The sequence below is a fragment of the Saccharopolyspora spinosa NRRL 18395 genome (assembly GCF_000194155.1).
In the GTDB taxonomy this organism is placed as follows: domain Bacteria; phylum Actinomycetota; class Actinomycetes; order Mycobacteriales; family Pseudonocardiaceae; genus Saccharopolyspora; species Saccharopolyspora spinosa.
In genome coordinates, this window is record NZ_GL877878.1 from 2,644,137 (window position 1) to 2,665,558 (window position 21,422).

A 21,422-nucleotide genomic window follows, 5' to 3' on the forward strand; every position below is an offset into this window, starting at 1 on the left:
GCACGTTGAGACGCGGCAGCGCCCCAACGTGCTCACGGGGCCTGACCAGGCCGAACGCCCGGGCTCAGAGCATCGGCATGAGGGTGCGGAGCTCGTACGGGGTGACGTGGCTCCGGTAGGCGTTCCACTCCTCGCGCTTGTTGCGCAGGAAGAAGTCGAACACGTGCTCGCCGAGGGTTTCCGCGACCAGCTCGGAGGACTCCATCTCGGACAGCGCCTCGTTGAGGTTCTGCGGCAGGTTGGCGTAGCCGGCTGCCTTCCGCTCCCGCTCCGTCAGGCCCCACACGTCGTCCTCGGTGGCAGGCGGCAGCTCGTAGCCCTTCTGCACACCGCGCAGCCCGGCCGCGAGGATCACCGCGTACGCCAAGTACGGGTTGCAGGCCGAGTCGAGGTTTCGGACCTCGACTCGGCGGGACGAGGCCTTGCCCGGCGAGTACATCGGCACCCGGACCAGGGCGGACCGGTTTGCGTGGCCCCAGCAGACCGCGGTCGGGGCCTCGCCGCCGACGACCAGCCGCTTGTAGGAGTTCACCCACTGGTTCGTCACGGCGCTGATCTCGCGGGCATGATGCAGGATCCCGGCCACGAACGCCCGGCCGATATCGGACAGCTCGAACGGGTTCTCCGGGTGGTAGAAGGCGTTCTGGTCGCCCTCGAACAGGCTGAAGTGGGTGTGCATGCCCGAGCCGGGCTGCGCGCTGAACGGCTTCGGCATGAACGAGGCGCGCACGCCCTGCGTGATCGCGACCTCCTTGACCACGTACCGGAACGTCATCACGTTGTCGGCCATAGTCAGCGCGTCGGCGTAGCGCAGGTCGATCTCCTGCTGGCCGGGGGCGCCCTCGTGGTGGCTGAACTCCACCGAGATCCCCATCGCCTCCAGGGTCTCGATGGCGTTGCGCCGGAAGTGCGGCGCCGCGTCGTGACTGGCCTGGTCGAAGTAGCCGCCGGAGTCGGCGGGCACCGGCTCGCTCGATGGCGTTGCGCCGGAAGTGCGGCACCCCAAAGCAGGAAGAACTCGATCTCGGGGTGCACGTAGCAGGTGAAGCCGGACTCGGTGGCGCGGGCCAGGGTGCGGCGCAGCACGTGCCGCGGGTCGGCCCAGCAGGGCGAGCCGTCGGGCATGTGGATGTCGCAAAGCATCCGTGCCGAGTAGTGCTCGCCGTCGGGGGTCTCCCAGGGCAGCACCTGGAAGGTGGCGGGGTCCGGCTTGGCGACCATGTCCGATTCGTAGACCCGGGCGAAGCCCTCGATGGCCGAGCCGTCGAACCCGATGCCTTCGGCGAAGGCGCCTTCGAGTTCGGCGGGCGAGATCGCCACCGACTTGAGCATGCCAAGGACGTCGGTGAACCACAGCCGCACGAAGCGGATGTCACGTTCCTCCAAGGTGCGGAGCACGAACTCCTGCTGGCGGTTCATGCACGCAGCCTAAGAGTTCCACCGACCAACTGCGTAACTGGTCCATGAAGCCGGCACCACCCGGACCTGGACTCCCCCACCGGATGAACGCGGGAGGGCACCGCCGGGCGACGGGTGGGAAGCTCGGAGGTGCCCTTCACCTGGTGGTGTTCAGCTCGCGGTGCAGCGTTTGCCTTCGGGCGGGAGCGTCAGGTCCACCAGGTACTTCGTGGTCGCGTCGTCCACGCAGGAGACGCCCTGCAGGAAGACCGTGTGCTGGGTGCCCTCGAAGGTCAGCAGGCGGCCGTGCAGGGCCTGCGCGAGCCGCACCCCGGCCTGGTAGGGCGTGGCGGGGTCGCCGGTGGTGGAGATGACCAGGATCGGCGGCAGCGCGCCCACCTCCGGTTCGGTGGTCTCGCCCGTGACCGGGACCGGCCAGAACGCGCACTTATCCCGCGCCGCGCTCGGCGGGTGCCCGCTGTCCAGGAACGGCGCCGCCTCGCGGTAGCGGCGGTCCGCCTCGCGGACGATGTTCGGGTCCTCGACGCGCTGGTCGTCGACGCAGTGCACAGCGTCGAACGCGTCGCTGGTGTTGCTGTACTGGCCGCCGCCGTCGCGGTTGTAGTAGTTGTCGGCGAGGGCCAGCAGCGTGCGGCCACTGCCCTGCCGGAGCTCGGCCAGCCCGCTGTCCAGGTTCTCCCAGAGGCTGGGCGTGTACAACGCCTGGATCGCTGCGATGGAGGCGTCCTTGTACGACAGTTCGCGGCTGTCGCCCGCCGGGGCCGGGTGGTCCACCAACGGGCGAGTGAGCTGTTGGAACGCGACGACCGCGTGCGAAGGGTCGGTGCCCAGTGCGCACCGCTGGCGCTTGGCGCACCAGGCCGCGAAGTCGTTGAAGGCGCGTTGGAAACCGGCGCCTTGGGCGACCAGCTGGTCGACCGTGGACTGCCCGGGGTCGATCGCGCCGTCGAGCACCATCGTCCGCACGTTGGTGGGGAAGGTCTCCGCGTACTCCGCGCCGATCAGGGTGCCGTAGGAGTAGCCGAGGTAGTTCAGCTTCTCGTCGCCGAGCGCCGAACGCAGCACGTCCATGTCCCTGGCGACCTCGCGGGTGCCGACGTTGGCCAGCATCTTGAGGCCGGTGCGCTCCGAGCACTTCGCCACGTGGTCGCGTTCTTCCTGCTCGGTCTGAGCGACCCCGGCGGGCGAGGTGTCCGCGTCGGAGTCCAGCCGCTCGGCGTCGCGTTCCGGGCCGGTCAGGCAGTGCACGGCTGGTTCGGAGGCGCCGACTCCGCGCGGGTCGAAGCCGACGAGGTCGAACCGCTGGCCCAGCGCGCTGTCCGAGACCGACGAGGCGAGGCTCGCGGCCGTGCTCATGCCGGATGCGCCCGGGCCACCCGGGTTCACCACCAGCGAACCGATCCGCTGTACCGGGTCGGTCACCGGTTTGCGGAGGAGCCCGAGGGTGATCGTCTGCCCCTGGGGGTCGGCGTAGTCCATCGGGACCTCCAGGCGCGCGCATTCCAGGCCTGCCTTCTGGTACGCATCGCGATCGCTGTCGGTCGTCGCGTACGGTCCGCACGGCCCCCAGGCCAGCGCTTGCCCGTAGAACCGCTCCAGACCTGCTGGAACCGGCCCGACCGGGCCCTTGTGCTCGGTGTGCGGCTGCAGCGGCGCCGCCTCTCGCGTCGGCGCGCTGCACGCGGTCGCGCCCAGCAGGGCCACCGCGAACAGCACGGTCAGTAGACGGGTCACTCACGAATCGTGACACGAGCGGAGAGGCGCGGCTCACGCCGGGCAGAAACGACGTACGCCTGTGGTGTGCGCGAAGATGGGTGCATGCCCCAGCTGCGCATCGCACTCGCACAGGTAAACGCATGCGTCGGCGACGTCGCCGGCAACAGTTCGATGATCCTGGACTGGACCCGCCGCGCCGTACAGGACGGCGCTCACCTCGTGGCCTTCCCGGAGATGGTGCTCTCCGGCTATCCGGTCGAGGACCTCGCGCTGCGCAAGTCGTTCGCCGCCGCGAACCTCGCCGAGCTGGACGCGCTGGCGCGGCGATTGCAGGACAACGGCTGCGGTGACGCACTGGTCGTGGTCGGGCACCTCGGCCGCGACGACGCAGGCCCGCGCAACTCCGCGTCGCTGCTCTACGGCGGCGAGGTCGTCACGACCTACCACAAGCACCACCTGCCGAACTACGGCGTGTTCGACGAGGCGCGCTACTTCGCGCCGGGCTTCGACCTGCCGATCGTGCGGTTGCACGGCTTGGATGTCGGGGTGGTCATCTGCGAGGACATCTGGCAAAACGGCGGCCCGGTGGCTGCGTTGGGCGAGGTCGGCGTCGATCTCGTGGTGTGCATCAACGGTTCGCCGTACGAGCGCGCCAAGGACGACGTGCGCACCCCGCTCGTCATCCGGCGGGCCGCCGAGGCGGGTGCGCCGATGGCTTACGTGAACCTGGTCGGCGCGCAGGACGAGCTGGTCTTCGACGGCGACTCCACGGTTGCCACGCCGGACGGCGAGATCCTCGCACGAGCACCACAGTTCACCGAGCACCTGGTGGTGCTGGACATGGACCTGACCGCGGGTGGGCACACCTCGACCACGGTGACCGCCGAGCCGGGCCCGATGCGGCTGCCCGCCTTCGACGTGCAGCGGATCGTGCTGCAGCCGGAGCCGCAGCCGCGCTACGAGCCGGTGTCCGCGCTGCCACCGGCGGAGCCGCTGGACGACGTGGCCGAGGTGTGGTCGGCGCTGGTCACCGGGCTGCGCGACTACGTGCAGAAGAATGGGTTCCGGTCGGTGACTTTCGGCCTCTCCGGCGGCATCGACTCGGCGGTGTGTGCCGCGCTGGCTGCCGACGCGCTCGGCGCGGACGCGGTGCACGGCGTGTCGATGCCGTCGAACTACTCGTCGGAGCACTCGCGGTCGGACGCCGCTGAGCTGGCGCGGCGGATCGGTTGCCACTTCGAGGTTCACCCGATCGCTGACATGGTCGACGTGTACGTGCGGCAGCTGGAGCTGACCGGGCTGGCCGAGGAGAACGTGCAGGCCCGCGCCCGGGGCGTGCTGCTGATGGCGTTGTCGAACCAGCGCGGGCACCTGGTGCTGGCCACTGGGAACAAGACCGAGCTGGCAGTGGGGTACTCGACGATCTACGGCGACGCGGTGGGCGCGTTCGCGCCGATCAAGGACGTGCCGAAGACGCTGGTGTGGAAGCTGGCGAAATGGCGCAACGCCGATGCGGAGAAACGCGGCGAGGTGCCGCCGATCCCGGAGAACTCGATCACCAAGGCTCCATCGGCGGAGCTGCGGCCGGACCAGGTGGACCAGGATTCGCTGCCGGAGTACGACGTCCTGGACGTGGTGCTGGACGGCTACGTGGAGGGCGACCGCAGTTACGCGGACCTGATCGCGGACGGGTTCGACGCCACGCTGGTCGAGCGGGTGCTGCAGATGGTGGACCGCGCCGAGTACAAGCGTCGGCAGTACCCGCCGGGTACCAAGATCACGTTCAAGGCGTTCGGCCGGGACCGGCGGCTGCCGCTGACCAACCGGTGGCGCGAGATCGCGCCGTGAGGAGCGGCGGGTCCCAGTTTCAATTGAAACTGGGACCCCCTGGGTCCTGAGCACAGCTTCAATTGAAACTGTGGTCGTGGTCTGAGTACTCGCGCGCGACCACCGAAGGAGGTTCGGCCGTGTGGGCCGTGCACGGATTGTGCGCTGTGGACGGGCGTCTGGTGCTGTGGGCGGAAGATTCCGAGCTCCCGGCTCGCGTGGCCGGGCGTGCTCCGCGCGGTCCCGTGTCGCACCCCTTCGCCGTGCCGGGTGAGGCTCTTCGGGACGCCCTGGCGGGTGAGCAGCTGAAAGCCGACTCCGTACGCCTCCAGCTGCCCTCCCACCCCTCCGCTCCCGCCGCATCGCCCGAACTGGTGCGGGATCCGCTGACCGCGGGGCCGGCGCCACGCGGCAAGCTTCGGCTGCGCGAATGGCTGGTACCTGCCGTGTCTTGCAGCCCCGCAGCCGTGATCGCCCTGCTCGATGAAGGCGTGCCCGGATGTCGGTTGGGCGCATCCGCGCATTTCCTGCGCAGCGTCGCCGGATTCGCCGAGCAGGTGGTGTCGCAGGGGCGGGTGCTGCCCTCGCTGGTCTTCGAGGCGGACCGGCCGACGGCGCGCTGGCGGCCGTCGTTGTCCGGCACTGATTCGGCTCGGTTCGTGGCGCTGCGCGAATCCATGCCGCCGGCCTTCCGCTGCGAGCGCGGCGACCCGCCCGCCGAGGTCCTGCGCGCGGCGCTGGACACGCTGGTCGACGGCATCGCCCGCGCCCGGGTCGCAGACGTCAAGATGCCCGGCGGCCGGACCGCGGCCGCGGCGTGGCTCAACGCGCTGGCCCACGAGCCGCGGTTCGACGGCGATCCCAAGAAGACGCGGAAGCTGGCCGGGCAGTTGGACGCCTGGCGCGCCAGCGGCGCAGGTGAGAGCCCCGTGCGCACCTGCTTCCGGCTGCACGAACCGGCGGGCGACGACGCGGACTGGCGGCTGGAGTTCATGCTGCAGGCCGTGGACGACCCGAGCGTTCTGGTGTCCGCGAACGAGGTGTGGCGGGAGGAGAGCCGGGTACTGCAGCGCTGGGTCGCGCAACCGCAGGAGTTGCTGCTCGCCGACCTCGGGAAGGCGGGCCGGGTCTTCCCGGCGCTCGATGCGGCGCTGCTCGTACCGCATCCCACGGAGTTGTTCCTGGACGCCGACGGCGCGTACGAATTCCTCACCCATGCGGCGCTGCTGGACCAGGCCGGGTTCGGGGTGCTGCTGCCGTCCTGGTGGGGACGCACCCAGCAGCTCGGGTTGAAGCTGACAGCCACCAGTTCCGGCACCGCGGGCACGGTGGCCAAGAAGTCCGGGCTCGGCATGGACGCCGTGGTCGACTACCGCTGGGACCTCGCGCTCGGCAACGAGCGGCTGACCGAGTCAGAGCTGGCGGAGCTTGCCGCCGCGAAGGTTCCGCTGGTTCGACTGCGCGGCAAGTGGGTCCAGGTCGACCGCAAGCGGCTGGCCGCCGGACTGGCCTATTTGGAGCGCTCCGGGACCGGGCAGATGACCGCCGGCGAAGTGCTGCTGCAGGCCGGGGTGCACCCCGAGGACGGCGACCGGCCGCTGCCGGTGGTCGAGGTCAGCGGGCACGGGTGGCTCGGGGATCTGCTCTCCGGGCAGGCCGAGCAGTACCTGGAGCCGGTGGATCCGCCGGAGGGATTCACCGCGACGCTGCGCCCGTACCAGCGCCGCGGCCTGGCCTGGCTGGCGTTCCTGGACCGGCTGGGGCTGGGCGCATGCCTCGCCGACGACATGGGTCTGGGCAAGACCGTGCAGCTGCTGGCGTTGGAGGCGCTGGCCCGATCGCACGGTTCGCGCGCCCCGACGCTGCTGATCTGCCCGATGTCGGTGGTCGGCAACTGGCAACGGGAGGCGGCCCGGTTCGCGCCAACGCTGAAGGTGCACGTCCACCACGGCGGCGGTCGGCTCATCGGTGAGGACCTCATGGAAGAGGTCGGCGGGCACGACCTGGTCATCACGACCTATCCGCTGGCCGCGCGGGATTCCGCCGTGCTGCGGGAGATCCGCTGGGACCGGGTAGTGCTCGACGAAGCGCAGAACATCAAGAACAGCGCCTCCCGCCAGGCGAAGGCGGTGCGCGGTCTGCCGGCCCGGCAGCGGATCGCGCTGACCGGCACGCCGGTGGAGAACCGGCTCGCCGAGCTCTGGTCCATCATGGACTTCGCGAATCCCGGTGTGCTGGGCTCGCTGAGCACGTTCCGCGCGCGGTTCGCGGTGCCGGTGGAACGCGACGCCGACACCGACGCGGCGGCCCGATTGCGGCGCATCACCGGTCCTTTCGTGCTGCGCCGGGTGAAGACCGATCCGGCGATCATCAGCGATCTGCCGGACAAGATCGAGATGAAGCAGCTGTGCAACCTCACCGCCGAGCAGGCTTCGCTTTACCAGGCGGTCGTCGACGACATGCTGGCGCGCATCGACAACAGCGAAGGCATGGAGCGCCGCGGGCTGGTGCTGGCGACGATGTCCAAGCTGAAGCAGGTGTGCAACCACCCTGCGCAGCTGCTCGGCGACGGCTCCCCGCTGCCCGGCCGGTCCGGGAAGTTGCTGCGGCTGGAAGAAATCCTCGAATCGGTGCTGGCCGACGGCGACAAGGCACTGTGCTTCACGCAATTCGCCGGGTTCGGCGGGATGCTGGTTCCGCACCTGTCGGCGCGGTTCGACACCGAGGTGCAGTTCCTGCACGGCGGCACGACGAAGAAGGCCCGCGACGAGATGGTCCGGCGGTTCCAGTCCGAGGACGGGCCGTCGATCTTCCTGCTGTCGCTGAAGGCCGGCGGCACCGGGCTGACGCTCACCGCCGCCAACCACGTCATCCACCTGGACCGGTGGTGGAACCCGGCGGTCGAGGACCAGGCCACCGACCGGGCGTTCCGCATCGGCCAACGCCGGGACGTGCAGGTCCGCAAGCTGACCTGCATCGGCACCCTGGAGGAGAAGATCGACCGGATGATCGAGGACAAGAAGGCGTTGGCTCAGCTGGTGGTCGGCTCCGGCGAGAACTGGCTGACCGAGTTGTCCACCCGCGAGCTACGTGACCTGGTCTCCCTGGAAGCGGAGGCCATCGGTGAATGAGTGGCGCGGATTCCCCCCGTCCGCGAAGCCGATCCGGGTCGAGGGCGGCATCAAGGCGCGCAGCAAGCGCGGCGAAATCGCGCAGACCTGGTGGTCGCGGCGGTTCATCGAGGTCCTGGAGTCGTTCGGCATGGGCGGCCGGCTGCAGCGCGGCAAGCGCTATGCGCGAGCCGGGCAGGTGCTCAGCCTGACGCTGTCGACCAGCCTGGCGATCGGGCTGGTGCAGGGTTCGCGCCCGGAGCCGTACCGGGCGCGGATCGCGATCAAGGCGTTCCCCGCGGCCGACTGGGAGCGGATCGAGCGGGCACTGGCCGGGCAGGCGCTGTACGCGGCGAAGCTGCTGGCCGGGGAGATGCCGACGGACATCGAGCGGGTCTTCGACGAGCTCGGATTGCAACTGTTCCCGACGACGATGCGGGAACTGACGATGGATTGTTCCTGCCCAGACTGGGAAATCCCGTGCAAGCACCTGGCGGCGGCCTGCTACCTGCTGGCCGAATCCTTCGACGAGGACCCGTTCCAGATCCTCGCCTGGCGCGGCCGGGGGCGCGAGGAGCTGCTGGACGGGTTGCGGGCGTTGCGTGGCAACGTGTCGGCCTCGGCGGCGGAGGAACCCGACGATGCCGCACCGCTGTCGGAATGCTTGGGAACATTCTGGACCGCCCCGGAATCCCCGGCGGCGTCGGCCACGCCCGCCCCGGAACCGACCCCGCCGGACGCGCTGCTCGACGAGCTCGAGCCGCTGCCGGTGAAGATCCAGGGCGAATCCGCCGTCGAGTTCCTGCGCCCCGCCTACCGGGCGATGGCGCGAACGGACCGTCCACCGCAATAGACGGCACAAACAGGCCGTTCACTCCAAACCCCGAAACACACCACAACTGCCGCGAACGGACCGTCCACCGCAATAGACGGCACGAACGGGCCGTTCGCTCCAAACCCCGAAACACACCACAACTGCTGCGAACGGACCGTTCACCTCGATAGACGGCACGAACGGGCCGTTCGTGCCGGATTCAGCCGTTCGCCCGGTTACCGGTCCAGGTGGTCGGACCGGCGGGATCGGGGCGCGTTCACCGGGGTGCAGTGCACCGGGGCGCCGAGGTCTGCGACGTAGTCGGCGCCGTAGCGGGCCGCCAGACCCGGTGCCGGGAAGATGAACTGGATCTGGTTCATCCGCAGGTCATCGCGCGGCGGACACCAGCAGGCCGACGCAAACGGCTACGGCTGCGGCGGTCATACCTGCGCGGGCGATTTGCATGGCGGGCGCCTTGGGGTGGGCGGCTAAGGCCGGAACGAGAAGATCACCAAGCCGCGATCCGCTGTCCCACCGCCGAACACCATGCGAACACCCGGGGCAGGCGTTCGGCCTGCTCAGCCCGTGATCGGTTTTGGGTGCCACAGCAACGAGAGACACTCGCGCTGGCGAACATCCACATCGCATACGAGCTGGCGCGGCGGCAGCGTGGTCGAAATATCACGGCCAGGCCAACGCCTTCGACCCGGGCTCATGCCGGAAACCGGGCTGGCACGCGACTATCCCCACCCGTCACCTCCTGACGCTCGCTCGCAGCGATCGGCCCCTCATCGTCGGAGATCAGTTGGTTTGTTCCGGTATTGCGGGCATCGACGCGCCGCCCGAATTCCAGGTTTGCAGGAAATGGGACTGGCGGGACTAGTTGACCAGTTCTATTCGGGCTCCGATCGAGTCCATCCGGTGGTATGCGAACGCTCGGCCGTAGGGCCAGCCGGAGAAGACCTCCGGCAGGCCCCGGTCCGCCAGGCGGCGCGAGTCGGCTGGTCTGCGGTTCGTTCCACTCGACGCCCGCGTCCCCTCGAAATCGAGCATCGCCTTCTCGAGGTCGGGCACGACGAAGCACACGTGGTAGAAGGCAGTCACCGGGGCAGTATCCCCTTCTCCCCGGAGTGGCCGTCGGCTGACGGGAGGGGGACACCCCCAGTTGCCCCCCTCCCGCGCTCCCACGCGCTCCCGGTTATTAGACGCCCGGGACGCCGTTTGGTTGCTTCGTTGTTTTCCCGTTATTGCCGGAGGTCGAGGCTCAGGCACCGCCGTTGCCGAATTCGCTGCAGGTCCGGGCGGGATCTGGGCTTTCGCAACGCGATGACAACGACCAATGCGAGCACCGCCGCCGACCGGGATCACCAATCCCAGCACCGCGCCATCGCGCCACTGCTTCTCGACCATCAGCGTCGCGGCGACGCAACGGCAGCCGGCGAACAGCGCCGCGCAGATCGGCAGCACGGCGAAGTACAGCAGCAGCGCCAACGGCAGCACGATGAACGTGATCACGACCCTGCCGCTGGCCTCGACGAGGTTTCACTTCCGCCACAAGCGGCCAACGGCTTGTAGGTCGTACCAAACCATCACGATCTCCACCGGGAATGCCCGAGCGTCACGAATCCCGCGCAGGCCCAGGCCGATCTTCACCGGTCTTCTCTGCTGTTCCGCAGTCGAGTTGCCGGGACGCGCGGCTCGGTGCGGTTGCACCGACCCGCATCAGTCGACGATCCGCTCCAACAGGCGGACGGTCACTTCGGCGCCGGCTTCCTTTCCGATCGCTTTGCGGACATCCGCCTTCACCGGCAGCTTGTGGGTGCCATCGCCCAGGGCCATGAATGAGCTCCGGAACGGGTGGCCGTCGATCGTCCCCCGGACCTTCACCAGGCCCCGGGTGCCGAAGTACTCGACCGACCTCGGCCAGACCACGTAGGTCCAGCCGCCCCGGTTGGGGCTCTTCTGCAGCGTCGCGTCGAACTGCTCGTCCATAGTCGCCTCCTCTCGCGAACCGCCTCCTGAACGTGCAGACCGCTGGCGGCCCGGAAACTCATCGCTCTGGCCTTCCCTGGTTCGAGCGGATATGCATGTTCCGCGAAGATCGAAAGGCAGGCGGCATGCATTGGAAGAAGTTCGGCTTCGGGTTGGTCGCGGCGGGTGTCGTCGCGCTGAGTGCGGCGTGCGCCGCGCCACTGGTCGAGCCCCCGAAGGCCGCGGCAAGCCGGGTGGACGACGTCGTTCAGCGCGGTGAGCTGCGGGTTTGCAGCACCGGGGACTACCGGCCGTTCACCTACCGGAACGCGGCGGGTGCCTGGAGCGGGATCGACATCGACATGGCGCACGACCTCGCCAGCAAGCTCGGCGTCAAGGCGACGATCGTCCCCACCACGTGGAAGACGCTGGTCACCGACTTCAACGCGAAGTGCGACATCGCCGTCGGAGGCGTGTCGATCACTCTGGAGCGCGCGAAGCAGACGTTCTTCAGCGCCGCCTACGTGGTCGACGGCAAGACCCCGATCACCCGCTGCGAGCACGCGGCGCGGTTCCAGACGTTGCAGCAGATCGACCAGCCCGGCGTCCGCGCCATCGTCAACCCCGGCGGCACCAACGAGCAGTTCGCCAAGCAGAACCTCAAGCAGGCCACCATCGTCGAGCACCCGGACAACAACACGATCTTCCAGCAGATCCTCGACGGCAAGGCCGACCTGATGATGACCGACGCCGCCGAGACCAAGTGGCAGGCCAGGCAGCACCCCGAGTTGTGCTCGGTGCACCCGGAGCAGCCGTTCACCTTCAGCGAGAAGGCGTACCTGCTGCCCAAGGGCGACGTGGTGTTCCAGCAGTACGTGAACCAGTGGCTGAGCCTCGCGCTGCACGACGGCACCTACGCGCGCATCGCCGAGCCCTGGATTGGCTGACCTGGAACTGTGATGTTGGCCCTCGAAGTGTGTCGGCGGAGTTGAGCGCATGCGACGCTTTCCTGCGCAACCATCCGTTACGACCCGGGGACCTGCGATGCGGGCTTCGAGGAATAGGACGGTCAACGATGATTTCTGCGCAAAATCAGGGCGAGACGGCCGCGCCGTACGGCTCCACGCCGACCAAGCGACGAGTCCGTATCCACCACCTCCAGCAGCTGAAGGAGCGCGGCGAGCCCTGGCCGATGCTCACCTCGTACGACATGTACACCGCGCGGATCTTCGACCAGGCCGGAATCCCGGTGCTGCTGGTCGGCGACTCGGCCGCCAACAACGTCTACGGCTACGAGTCGTCACTGCCGGTGACCGTGGACGAACTGCTGCCGCTGGTCCGCGCCGTGACCCGGTCCGTCGAGCAGGCGCTGGTCGTGGCCGACCTGCCGTTCGGCTCCTACCAGGCGTCGCCGGAGCAGGCGCTGGCCACCGCGACGCGGTTCATGAAGGAAGGCCGCGCGCACGCCGTCAAGCTCGAAGGCGGCCGCCGCTACGCCCCGCAGATCGAGGCGCTGGTGTCGGCGGGCATCCCGGTGATGGCCCACATCGGCTTCACACCGCAGAGCGAGCACGGCCTCGGCGGCTACCGGGTGCAGGGTCGCGGCGACAAGGCCGACGAACTGCTGGCGGACGCGCTCGCGGTCCAGGAGGCGGGCGCGTTCTCGGTGGTGCTGGAAATGGTGTCGGCGGAGGCGGCGAAGCGGGTGACCGGGGAGCTGCGGATCCCGACTGTCGGCATCGGGGCTGGACCGGACTGCGACGCCCAGGTGCTGGTCTGGACCGATATGGCGGGCATGAACACCGGTCGCACGGCGAAGTTCGTGAAGCGCTACGCCAACGTCGGCGGGGTCCTAGCCGATGCGGCCAGCCGCTTCGCGGATGAGGTTCGCGGCCACACCTTCCCGGCCGCAGAGCACTCCTTCGACTAGCAGGGGCGCGCAGATCGGGCGTGTCACCGGGGAGCGGGCGAGCGGCGATTTCGCGCGAAATCGCCGCTTGCCGGAAAGGGTCAGCCGGCGGCGGCCCGGGAGATGCGATCGGCCAGCGTCCGCGAGTAGCTGATGAGCTCGGGCGGAGCTTCGATGGTGCAAGGCACGCCGACCGTGGCGAGGGTGCCGGACAGCCATTCCGTAGGGCTCGACGCCGCGTTCGGAGTAACGCCGACCACTCTTGCCGCCTGGGCTCACGCGCACCTCCAGCCCGTGCTCTGAAGACTCGCGCAGCAAGATCGAAGCGGGGTGCCCGGTGCTTTGCCCGGGCACGTTCTCGACCGCAGAATGGCCGCGAACCGGTATCCGGGCTCCAGATCACCTCGATCGGCCGCTAGGCAGGCGCGGTGCCGTTGCCGAACGGCTTGCCCCCCAGGGCCTCTCGGCCGTGCGGGGTGCCCCAGCCCGCGAGATCCGGGCCTACCGGAACGATTCCGGTTGGGTTGATCTGGTGGTGTGTCGCGTAATAGTGGCGCTTGATGTGGTCGAAGTCGACCGTGTCGCCGAACCCCGGCGTCTGGAACAGGTCCCGCGCGTACGCCCACAGGACCGGCATCTCGGTGAGTTTCTGGCGGTTGCACTTGAAGTGACCGTGGTAGGCGGCGTCGAAGCGGACCAGCGTGGTGAACAACCGGACGTCGGCCTCGGTGATCGCGTCGCCGACCAGGTAGCGGCGGTCCGCCAAGCGCTCGGAAAGCCAGTCCAGGCGGGCGAAGAGCCGCTCGAAGGCCTCCTCATACGCCTGCTGCGAGGTAGCGAAACCGCAGCGGTAGACGCCGTTGTTGACATCGGCGTACACCACCGCGTTGACCTCGTCGATCTCCGCGCGCAGGTGCTCCGGGTACAGCTGCGGTGCGCCGTCGCGGTGGTACGCGGCCCATTCCGTGAACAGGTCGAGGGTGAGCTGCGGGTAGTCGTTGGTGACGACCTTGCGCTCGGCGACGTCCAGGACGGCAGGAACCGTGTAGCGGCTGATGAACTCGGGATCGGCGGCCAGGTACGCCTCGGACAGGAAGGCAATCCCGGTCACCGGGTCCACGCCCTGCGGGTCGAGGGTGAAGCGCCAGCCGCGTTCGTCGCGGATCGGATCGACGACCCCCAGCGACAGCACGTCCTCCAGCCCCAGCAGGCGGCGGACGATCACCGACCGGTGCGCCCACGGGCAGGCCAGGCTCACCACCAGCCGGTACCGGTCCGGCTGCACCTTCCACCCGGACGAGCCGTCCGCGGTGATCCGCTCGGTGAACCGGTTCACCTGCCGCACCCACGCGCCCCGCGTCGAGGTCTCCGCCCCGAACTGTGCTTCGGCCATACCCCCACCGTAGGCCCGGCGAGAAGCCCAGTTTCAATTGAAACTGGGGTTTCCCAGCAAATGGACGAGCACGGTCAGCGGGGTTCCCGCGCAGTTTCAATTGAAATTGCGGTCAGCCTGGTTCCGGCGATCTCCGACCCTTGTACGACAAAGTCGGCCGAAGTTAGGCCTTGACCTAGGTGAAAGGCCAACCGAGCGGGCACGCGCCCGCGTGAAATCGCCGCTCGCTCCTCGCCGAGCCCTGCTCAGCCCGCGCGTCGGGCGAGGACGTCGGCGTGGCAGGGCTTGGGCGCGCACCAGCAGCCCAGCGCGCGCCCGCTCAACTCACCCTCGCGCAGCTTCGCGAGCAGGTTCGGCTGCTCGTCCAGCCACTTCTCGTAGTGCCGGACCATCGCCTCGCGATCGACCTTGGCCTCCTTCAAGAACGGGCTGGCGAACTCTGAAGCCGGCCAGTGGTGCCGCGGCCCAGCGTGCCCGACGTAGGTCAGCAGGCCCTGCTCCTCCAGCCACGGCACCAGGTGCTTGTGCGGGCCGCCCATGCGCACGTTGACCACGACGGCATGCCCGTCGAGCAGGGCATCCGCCCTCTCTCGCTCGTCATCGCTCCAACTGCTCGCCTCGTCCGGCAGCACAACGACCACCTCCGCCGCTCAGGGTGCCGCCGTGGGGCGCTGGGGACAATTTCGCGAGGACCAACGCCCAGCGCTACCGGAGAATCCGCTCCCGAACGGCTCACACGTCGGTGATGCGGAGGCCCGCGTGGGCCCTGTAGCGGCGGTTGATCGCGATCAGGTTCGCCGTGAACGCCTCCACTTGGTGGGCGTTGCGCAGGCGTCCGCCGTAGATGCCGCGCACGCCCGGAATCACGCGGGCCAACTCGCGGACCACGTCGGTGGCCTCGCGGTCGTCGCCGAGCACCAGGACGTCCAAGTCCACGTGGCTGACCGCGAGATCGGCCAGGATCACCGCGGAGACGTGGTGGAACGCCGCCGTCACCCGCGACTCCGGCAGCAGCTGCGCCGCCTGCTGCGCCGCGCTGCCTTCCAGCACCGGCAGCGCGTACGGGCCCGTCTTGTCGAAGCCGAGCGGGTTGACACAGTCGATCACGATCTTGCCGGCAAGCTCCGCCTGCAGGGACTTGAGCAGGTCCGCGTGGCCCTCCCAGGGCACCGCGGCCAGCACGATGTCCGAGGCCGCCGCGCACCTGGCGTTGTCCTGGCCCGAAACGTCGCCACCAGCGATCTCGACGATCTCGGCCGCCGCCTGCTGGGCCCGCTCGGCGTTGCGCGAGCCGATCACGACCTTCAGGCCCGCCTTCGCCCACCGGATCGCCAGCCCACGCCCCTGCGCGCCGGTGCCGCCCAGCACCCCGACCGTCATCTCCCGCACCTCAGCCACGCCGGACCCCTTTCGTCTCCGTCGACCATGCGAATTCCACAATCGACCCGGAGACAGAAAAGCGCCACGGCATGTGCGTCAAGCCACTTCGAACGCGACGTCGCGGCGCGCCGGGTCGGCCTCGACGAGCCGCACCCTGACCTGCTGGCCCTCGCCGAGCCCGGTACCGGTGCACCGCGCGATGACCGGCGGATCGGCCACGAACACCTCGCCCGCCGAACCGTTGGGCACGCGCAGCACCGTCGCGGCGAACTCCTCACCGACCCGCGACGCCAGCGACCAGGCCTGCGCCTGGGCGATGCAGGCGCGCTCCACCTGCCCGGCCATCCGGTCAGAGCTGCCCATCGCCGACGGCAGTTCCGCCAACGCCACCCGCACCCATTCCGGTACTTCCCGGTCCGATGCCACCGCCAGGCACACCTCGGCGCTGTAGCGGTCGACCAACCGTCGCAGCGGGGCCGTCACGTGCGCGTACGAGGCTCCGATGCCCGCGTGGTTGGCCTTCGCAGGCGCCCCGTCGCCGAAGGCCGTGTAGCCCGCGCCGCGCAGCAAGCGGGTCGCAGCCACGTGCACGGCCAGCGCCTCCGGCTTGATCGGGTTGAGCCTCGCGAGCGCGGCTGCGGGTGGGGTGTCCATCGGCCAGTGCACGCCAAGCCTGGTCGCCGATCGGCGCAGCCCGGCGACCGTTTCGGGCTCCGGGTCGGGCACCGTGCGCAGCACACCGATCCCGGCCGACAGCATCATCTCCGCCGCGCACATGCCGGTGAGCAGGGAGATCTCCGCGTTCCACTCCTCGACCACGAGGCGCGGCCGCAGCACCAGCCGCCAGCCGCCCGCACCGTCGGATTCCACCTGCTGCTCCGGCAGGCCGAGCTCTATCGCGCCGCGCAGCACCGCCTGCTCCCGGCGCAGCCGCCCGACCTCGGGAAGCAGCGCGATCGAAGGATGCGGGTCGCCGAGCCGCAGCGAACGCTGCACTCCGTCGTAGTCCAGCTGCGCGACCGACCGCACCAGCGCCCGCCGGACGTCGACGCGCACCGGCAGCCCGTCGGAATCCAGGTCGATCGTCCACAGCACGGCCGCGCGCACCTGGTCCGGCAACAGACTCGCGGCGTCTTCGGACAACCGCGTCGGGTGCAGCGGAACGTTGCCGTCCGGCAGGTAGAGGGTCTGCCCACGTCGCCGCGCCTCGATGTCCAGCGCGCCACCGGGCAGCACGAAAGCGGCGACATCGGCGATCGCGTAGTGGATGCGGAAGCCGTTGCGCCGACGGCGGACCAGCACCGCTTGGTCGAGGTCCTTGGAGCCGGGCGGGTCGACCGTCACCAGCGGCAGGTCGGTGGCGTCCACCCGCGCCCCGTTGGGCACCGGCTGCGCGACGGTCTGCTCCACCTCGACGAGCGCGGCGGTCGGATAGTCGACAGGCAGCCCGAGCTCGGCGCGGATCGCCGAGAAGTCCAAGCCCAGTTCCGGCCGACTCCGACCGGTCGGTAAGGCGGCGGCAGCTCCGGTGCCACCCGGTGGGATCCCCGCCGCCGCCACGAGCTCAGTCCTCGCTGTTCCAGCGCCGGTCGGCGTCGTCGGCCGCTTTGGTCCGCTCCTCGGCTATCTCCAGCGCACGAGCCGCGGTCTCCCGATCCGGGTACGGCCCCAGGCGCTCAGCAGCCCGGCAACCAGCCTTCGGCTCCACCTGCCGATGCGTCAAACAGAAGTACCAACTTCCGCCGCCCATGCCTCGAGCCTCGCACGACAGCGCGCACCTGTCACGCGCCGGGTCGCGACACGACCGGTATGTCCCAACCTCACCAGGCCGGTGGGGGCGGCGCGGCCGGCATCGGCTGCTGGCCGCCGGGGTCCTGCCGCGGGATCGGGTCCAAGCAGGACACCAGCACCTGATGGGTCTCCGGGTTGTCGATGCGGCGACCATCCCGCATCCGGTACTCCAGGTCGCCGTTGTCGCCGACCTCCACAGTGCATCCGACCTCGGCGAGCTGGTCGTCGTCGAGGTCCACCAGGCGCTCGTAGCGGGACGGCACCACCCGGTACACGGGCCACTGCAGGTGCCCGAAGGCCTGGTGGAACTCCGCCAGCAGGTTGCTCATCTGCTGCTGCCACGGCAGCGGCATGGCCTCGGCCAGCGATCGCGGCAGCACCGCGTACCCGCCGTCCACCCCGGGCAGGGGCTGCCGGGTCAGGTAGTCCCCGAGCGGCGTGCTCGATGCGGGCGGACGAGATGGCCGCGGAATCGGGTCCGGCGTGAACATGATCAACCCTTTCCGAAGGTCAGCAAGCCGCCGCCATTCTTACCTACCGCGCACCCCAAGCGGCAGGAGCGGGCGCGCCCGGCGACGGCGTGTCGGCGGGCGCACCGGGCTCGCGCGGCGCGATCCCAGCAGGCGGGGCGGGCTCGCTCGTCGAAGATCCAGCCCCGCTCGACTGCGCCGGATCGGCGGCCGGGCGGACCACCGTGGGCAGCAGCTGGCCGCCGTCCCACAGCTTCGTCGTCTCGACGGACTCGCCAGGCTGCGGCGCGTGCAGGACCTCGTTGTCGCCCAGGTACAGCGCCACGTGGTGGATTCCGTTCGGATCCCGGCCGTAACCCCAGAACACGAGGTCACCGGGCTGCGCCTGGGCCAGCGGGACGTGCACGCCGCCCTGGGAGTACTGGGTCTGCGAGTACTTCGGGATCTCCACCCCGGCCGCCTTCCAGGCCTGCTGCGTCAAGCCCGAGCAGTCGAAGGCGTTCGGCCCCGCCGCGCCCCACACGTACGGCTTGCCGAGCTGGCTCTGGGCGTACTGGATCGCCTGGCTGGCCAGCACGCCGGCGCTGGGCAGCTCCTGGCAGGCGCTGACGCCCTCGACGTTGCCCTCCACGCTCACCAGGTGCGCGGCCATCGGCTCCCACTTGTGGTAGCGCAGCGGGAACGCCGACCGCTCCACCCGCTGGGCGGCGTCGCCGGGTCGCATCTCCTCCCAGCGAGGCACCGCGAGCAGCACGTCGTAGAACTTGTTGATCGCGTAGTCCACGTCGGTGACCTGCTGGACCGAACCCCAGCCCATCGACGGCCGCATCTGGAAGATGCCCAGCGAGTCCCGGTCGCCGTGGAACACGTTGACCAGGTTCGACTCGGTTTTGCCCGCCTGGATCGCGATCTGCCAGGCCCGCGGCGGCAGGCCGCGCTGCTCGCCGATTTCGATGATGCGCTTGGCGATGGCGACCGATTCGGCGGACAGCGTCACGGCGTCCCGCTCGCCGCGGCCCGCGCCATCGCCCCACGGCCCCAGGTCTGCGCTGCAGTTGGACCAACCCGCACCCCGCCCACCGCTGCCGACCAGCAGGGCGGTCACCGCGCCGACGCCGATCAGACCTGCGAAACCCGCGAGCACGACGAAGGCAACCACGAGCTTCCGCATGTCAACCTTCCTTGTCGTACTGGGCGACTCGCCAACCGGCAGGGGTCTTGTTCACGGTCACCGAGAGCGCGCCGACGTCGGTCGGCAACCGCACCACCATCGAGCCCGCGGTGGAACTGACCGCGGTGGTCGCACCGGTGATCACGTTGCCCGCGTTGCTCGGGTCCACCGACGCCATCTCGGTGAGGAACTCGTCAGTCGTGTACGGGCGCAGCTTGTCCAGCCACTGCTGGCGGTCGGCGCCGACCGGGTGGTCCACCCACGCCTTGCCCCACTGCTCGACAACGGCCAGCCCGGCCGGGTCCGGGGCGACCGGTGTCGGGACGGCCTGTGGCACCGAGATCGTCGGCGGCGACTTCGTCCGGGTCAGCGGCGGCACCACTGCCGAGTGCCGGGGCGCCGAGGTGCGGGGGGCGGCCATGTTCTGGGTCGGCGGCGGCTCGGGCAGCAGGAAACCGATGGCTGTAGCCACCACGGCGAGCACGATCACCGCAGTCGCAAGGTGCTTCGGCGAGCGCAACGGCCAGCCCCACAGCCTGCGGTACACCGCGGCCCGCCCGCGATGCGTCCGGATCGGCATCAGCTACCCCTCTTCCGCTCAGCCATCGGCTACCTCCAGCCCTCGGGAAGGCCGGTACACCACGTAGACCGGACGGCCGGCCACGACCTCCATCTCCGCTCGGCGCGGTGCCGGTTGTTCCGGCGGTCCGGGGACCGGGGAACCGGCCGTGCGCGACGGGACCAGCACCGGATCTTCGTCCATTCCATCCCATTTGGCATCCGCCACCGGGTTGGTATCGACCACTCGGCTTGTGCTCCGCGCCTCCGGCAGCGCCGCCGCGCCGCCAGGTCGGCGCGCCGCGCCGCCGGCAGGCAGCGCGGTTCCCGCGTCCGGACCGACATGTGCTGCGCCTCCGGCCGGCTCCGCCGGCGGCCGCGCTGCGGCGTCGCGTACTCGTCGTCGGGATCCGAGTCGCGCACCTGGTCCCAGAAGTTGCCGCCCTCTTCCTCCGACCGCCCGCGCCCGCGGAACTTGGCGAACAAGCCCTGCGGGGCGCGCGGCATGGCGCGGCCGACGGTGCCCACCGACAGCTGGACCATCTGGCCGATCCGCCGGACCGGCTTGGCGACCAGCAGGAACACCACCGTGACCAGCGCGGCGAGCAGGATCTGGGTCAGCGCCGAGAATCCGCGCAGCGGGTCGAAGATCCAGGTCAGGATCAGGGTGTGCAGTCCAGCCAGCGCCGAGATCATGACCACGTTGAGCACTGCGGCACCGGCCACCCGGCCGATGACGCGCAGCACCTGGTGGTAGATCAGCGCAACGAGCCCGATCAGCGGCCCGGCCAGGATCAGCACCCGAAGCAACACCTGGGCGAGCAGGATCGTCGCTTTCGCCAGCAGCTGGAACGCCGCGTAGGACAGGCCCTGCACCAGCGCCAGCACGCCACCGCCGACGCGGCTGCCGTCGACACCCTGGAAGTAGCCGTAGGAACTGCCCATCTTGCCGGCGACGTCCTCGAAAGCCTGCTTCTTCGGCTCCGGTGAACCGGCATCGGCCGCGTCGTTGACCTCCTGCTTCGTCCACGCCTGCGCGCGCAGCAGGTCCCGGCCGAGCTGCTGGGCCTGCGGGGAGTCGGGCGAGCCGAACTCGCCGCGCAGCCAGTTGCGGTAGATGACCTGGTCGTGCAGCAGCGTCGGCAGCGCGTTGGCCTCGTCGACGCCGACCTCCCGCAGGAACCCCGCCTGCACAGCCGAGGTCCCGGTGATCACCACGTCGTCCAGCGCGTGCGTGTAGACCAGCGGCGTCAGGTAGGTCGCGGAGGCGAACCAGAGCCCCGCCAGCGCCCACATGCCCCGCTTGCCGATCGTGGCCAGGTCGCCCTGCCAGATGTAGCGGAACAGCACTACCGCCAGCACCAGCGCGACCAGCCCGAACCACGGGGTGAACACGCTGTCGTAGAGCGCGACGGTGCCGGTGGCGATGACGTCGTCGAGCGGGTCCATCAGGTCGCCGTTGAGCAGCGCGTAGTGCAGGCCGTTGGTGGCGCCGACGAGGTTCTTGGCGACGTTGAACATCTCGTTGCCGAGCCACGTGTCGACCAGCGCGTTCGGATTGGTCACGCCCTGCGGGCCGCAGCCGAGGTCGTAGGTGTGCCAGACCAGCCCGGCGTAGCCGACCTCGTCGTAGGCGCTGCCCGGGTTCCCGACGCCCATCGGCGCGGGGTCCAGCGCTCCGACCATGCCCGAGCCCGGTCGCTCAGGGTTGGGCGCTTCCTTGCAGTCGAAGCCCTGACCCCAGGCCGGGGCGCCGATCAACGCCTGGATCGCGATCAGCCCGGCGACGAGCGCGAAAGCGCGGCGCTTGGGTGCGGTGCGCTTGGGTGCGGTGCGCAATTTCAATGGAAATCGAAGGTCCGAAATTGCGTTCGGGCCTCACGTCGCCGCCGA

At 69.8% G+C, this 21,422-nt stretch carries 19 protein-coding genes and 1 pseudogene; 5 read left to right on the forward strand and 15 right to left on the reverse strand.

All coding sequences use genetic code 11. The features are described from left to right. Nucleotides 1-64: 64 nt before the first annotated feature. Both glnA and SSPN_RS0113255 read right to left on the reverse strand, forming a co-directional pair. A pseudogene (gene glnA / locus SSPN_RS43665) lies at nt 65-1,419 on the reverse strand (type I glutamate--ammonia ligase). A gap of 150 nt (nt 1,420-1,569) precedes the next feature. Then, nucleotides 1,570-3,153, reverse strand: a complete 1,584-nt coding sequence (locus tag SSPN_RS0113255; RefSeq protein WP_010695392.1) for an alpha/beta hydrolase — start codon at nt 3,151-3,153, stop codon at nt 1,570-1,572. 84 nt (nt 3,154-3,237) lie between these two features. On the opposite strand from SSPN_RS0113255, the gene SSPN_RS0113260 reads away from it, so the two are divergent. The 3 genes from SSPN_RS0113260 (at nt 3,238) to SSPN_RS0113270 (ending at nt 8,925) form a co-directional block, all read left to right on the forward strand. Continuing rightward, entirely contained in the window at nt 3,238-4,983 is a 1,746-nt protein-coding gene (locus SSPN_RS0113260) for an NAD+ synthase (protein ID WP_010695394.1), read from the forward strand. A gap of 119 nt (nt 4,984-5,102) precedes the next feature. Next, on the forward strand, nt 5,103-8,093 hold the full coding sequence (locus SSPN_RS0113265) for a DEAD/DEAH box helicase (protein ID WP_010695396.1): 2,991 nt from the start codon (nt 5,103-5,105) through the stop codon (nt 8,091-8,093). Beyond that, entirely contained in the window at nt 8,086-8,925 is an 840-nt protein-coding gene (locus SSPN_RS0113270) for an SWIM zinc finger family protein (protein WP_010695403.1), read from the forward strand. The genes SSPN_RS0113265 and SSPN_RS0113270 overlap by 8 nt, the downstream gene beginning before the upstream one ends. 197 nt (nt 8,926-9,122) lie before the next feature. Here the strand turns inward: SSPN_RS0113270 and SSPN_RS56660 are convergent, their stop codons facing one another. The 3 genes from SSPN_RS56660 to SSPN_RS0113290 all read right to left on the reverse strand — a co-directional run bounded on the left by SSPN_RS56660 (nt 9,123) and on the right by SSPN_RS0113290 (nt 10,878). Further along, the gene (locus tag SSPN_RS56660) at nt 9,123-9,266 is read right to left on the reverse strand and encodes a hypothetical protein (protein WP_010695405.1); all 144 of its coding nucleotides are present in this window, start codon (nt 9,264-9,266) and stop codon (nt 9,123-9,125) included. 499 nt (nt 9,267-9,765) lie between these two features. Beyond that, complete coding sequence (locus SSPN_RS48820) at nt 9,766-9,990, reverse strand: hypothetical protein (protein ID WP_010695407.1); 225 nt, start codon at nt 9,988-9,990, stop codon at nt 9,766-9,768. A gap of 618 nt (nt 9,991-10,608) precedes the next feature. Then, nucleotides 10,609-10,878: a DUF1905 domain-containing protein gene (locus tag SSPN_RS0113290; RefSeq protein ID WP_010695410.1), complete on the reverse strand. Its 270-nt coding sequence runs from the start codon at nt 10,876-10,878 to the stop codon at nt 10,609-10,611. Between the two features lie 125 nt (nt 10,879-11,003). Here SSPN_RS0113290 and SSPN_RS0113295 point away from each other — a divergent pair, with 125 nt between their 5' ends. Together SSPN_RS0113295 and panB are read left to right on the forward strand one after the other, a co-directional pair. After that, entirely contained in the window at nt 11,004-11,804 is an 801-nt protein-coding gene (locus tag SSPN_RS0113295) for a transporter substrate-binding domain-containing protein (RefSeq protein ID WP_083821888.1), read from the forward strand. 128 nt (nt 11,805-11,932) lie between these two features. Then, nucleotides 11,933-12,787 (forward strand): 3-methyl-2-oxobutanoate hydroxymethyltransferase, encoded by an 855-nt coding sequence (panB, locus tag SSPN_RS0113300; RefSeq protein WP_010695413.1) that lies wholly within the window; start codon nt 11,933-11,935, stop codon nt 12,785-12,787. A gap of 80 nt (nt 12,788-12,867) precedes the next feature. Here panB and SSPN_RS54635 read toward each other — a convergent pair whose 3' ends face one another. From SSPN_RS54635 to SSPN_RS43675, 10 genes are all read right to left on the reverse strand, one after another. Next, nucleotides 12,868-13,026 (reverse strand): hypothetical protein, encoded by a 159-nt coding sequence (locus SSPN_RS54635; RefSeq protein WP_010695415.1) that lies wholly within the window; start codon nt 13,024-13,026, stop codon nt 12,868-12,870. Nucleotides 13,027-13,181: 155 nt separating this feature from the next. Beyond that, entirely contained in the window at nt 13,182-14,159 is a 978-nt protein-coding gene (locus tag SSPN_RS0113310; RefSeq protein WP_010695417.1) for a glutathione S-transferase family protein, read from the reverse strand. 245 nt (nt 14,160-14,404) lie between these two features. Then, entirely contained in the window at nt 14,405-14,791 is a 387-nt protein-coding gene (locus SSPN_RS0113315) for a DUF4326 domain-containing protein (protein WP_010695419.1), read from the reverse strand. A 100-nt stretch (nt 14,792-14,891) separates the two neighbouring features. Then, nucleotides 14,892-15,557, reverse strand: a complete 666-nt coding sequence (gene npdG / locus SSPN_RS0113320) for an NADPH-dependent F420 reductase (protein ID WP_010695421.1) — start codon at nt 15,555-15,557, stop codon at nt 14,892-14,894. Between the two features lie 78 nt (nt 15,558-15,635). Then, nucleotides 15,636-17,099: an RNB domain-containing ribonuclease gene (locus SSPN_RS0113325; protein WP_010695423.1), complete on the reverse strand. Its 1,464-nt coding sequence runs from the start codon at nt 17,097-17,099 to the stop codon at nt 15,636-15,638. A gap of 4 nt (nt 17,100-17,103) precedes the next feature. Next, entirely contained in the window at nt 17,104-17,289 is a 186-nt protein-coding gene (locus SSPN_RS54640) for a hypothetical protein (protein WP_029535296.1), read from the reverse strand. Between the two features lie 70 nt (nt 17,290-17,359). Next, the gene (locus tag SSPN_RS0113335) at nt 17,360-17,821 is read right to left on the reverse strand and encodes a hypothetical protein (protein ID WP_010695427.1); all 462 of its coding nucleotides are present in this window, start codon (nt 17,819-17,821) and stop codon (nt 17,360-17,362) included. Between the two features lie 43 nt (nt 17,822-17,864). After that, nucleotides 17,865-18,971, reverse strand: coding sequence for a C40 family peptidase (locus SSPN_RS0113340; RefSeq protein ID WP_010695429.1), 1,107 nt, complete (start codon nt 18,969-18,971; stop codon nt 17,865-17,867). A gap of 1 nt (nt 18,972) precedes the next feature. After that, complete coding sequence (locus tag SSPN_RS0113345; protein WP_010695431.1) at nt 18,973-19,551, reverse strand: hypothetical protein; 579 nt, start codon at nt 19,549-19,551, stop codon at nt 18,973-18,975. A gap of 29 nt (nt 19,552-19,580) precedes the next feature. Continuing rightward, nucleotides 19,581-21,374, reverse strand: a complete 1,794-nt coding sequence (locus SSPN_RS43675) for a type IV secretion system protein (RefSeq protein ID WP_148271953.1) — start codon at nt 21,372-21,374, stop codon at nt 19,581-19,583. Between the last annotated feature and the right edge of the window lie 48 nt (nt 21,375-21,422).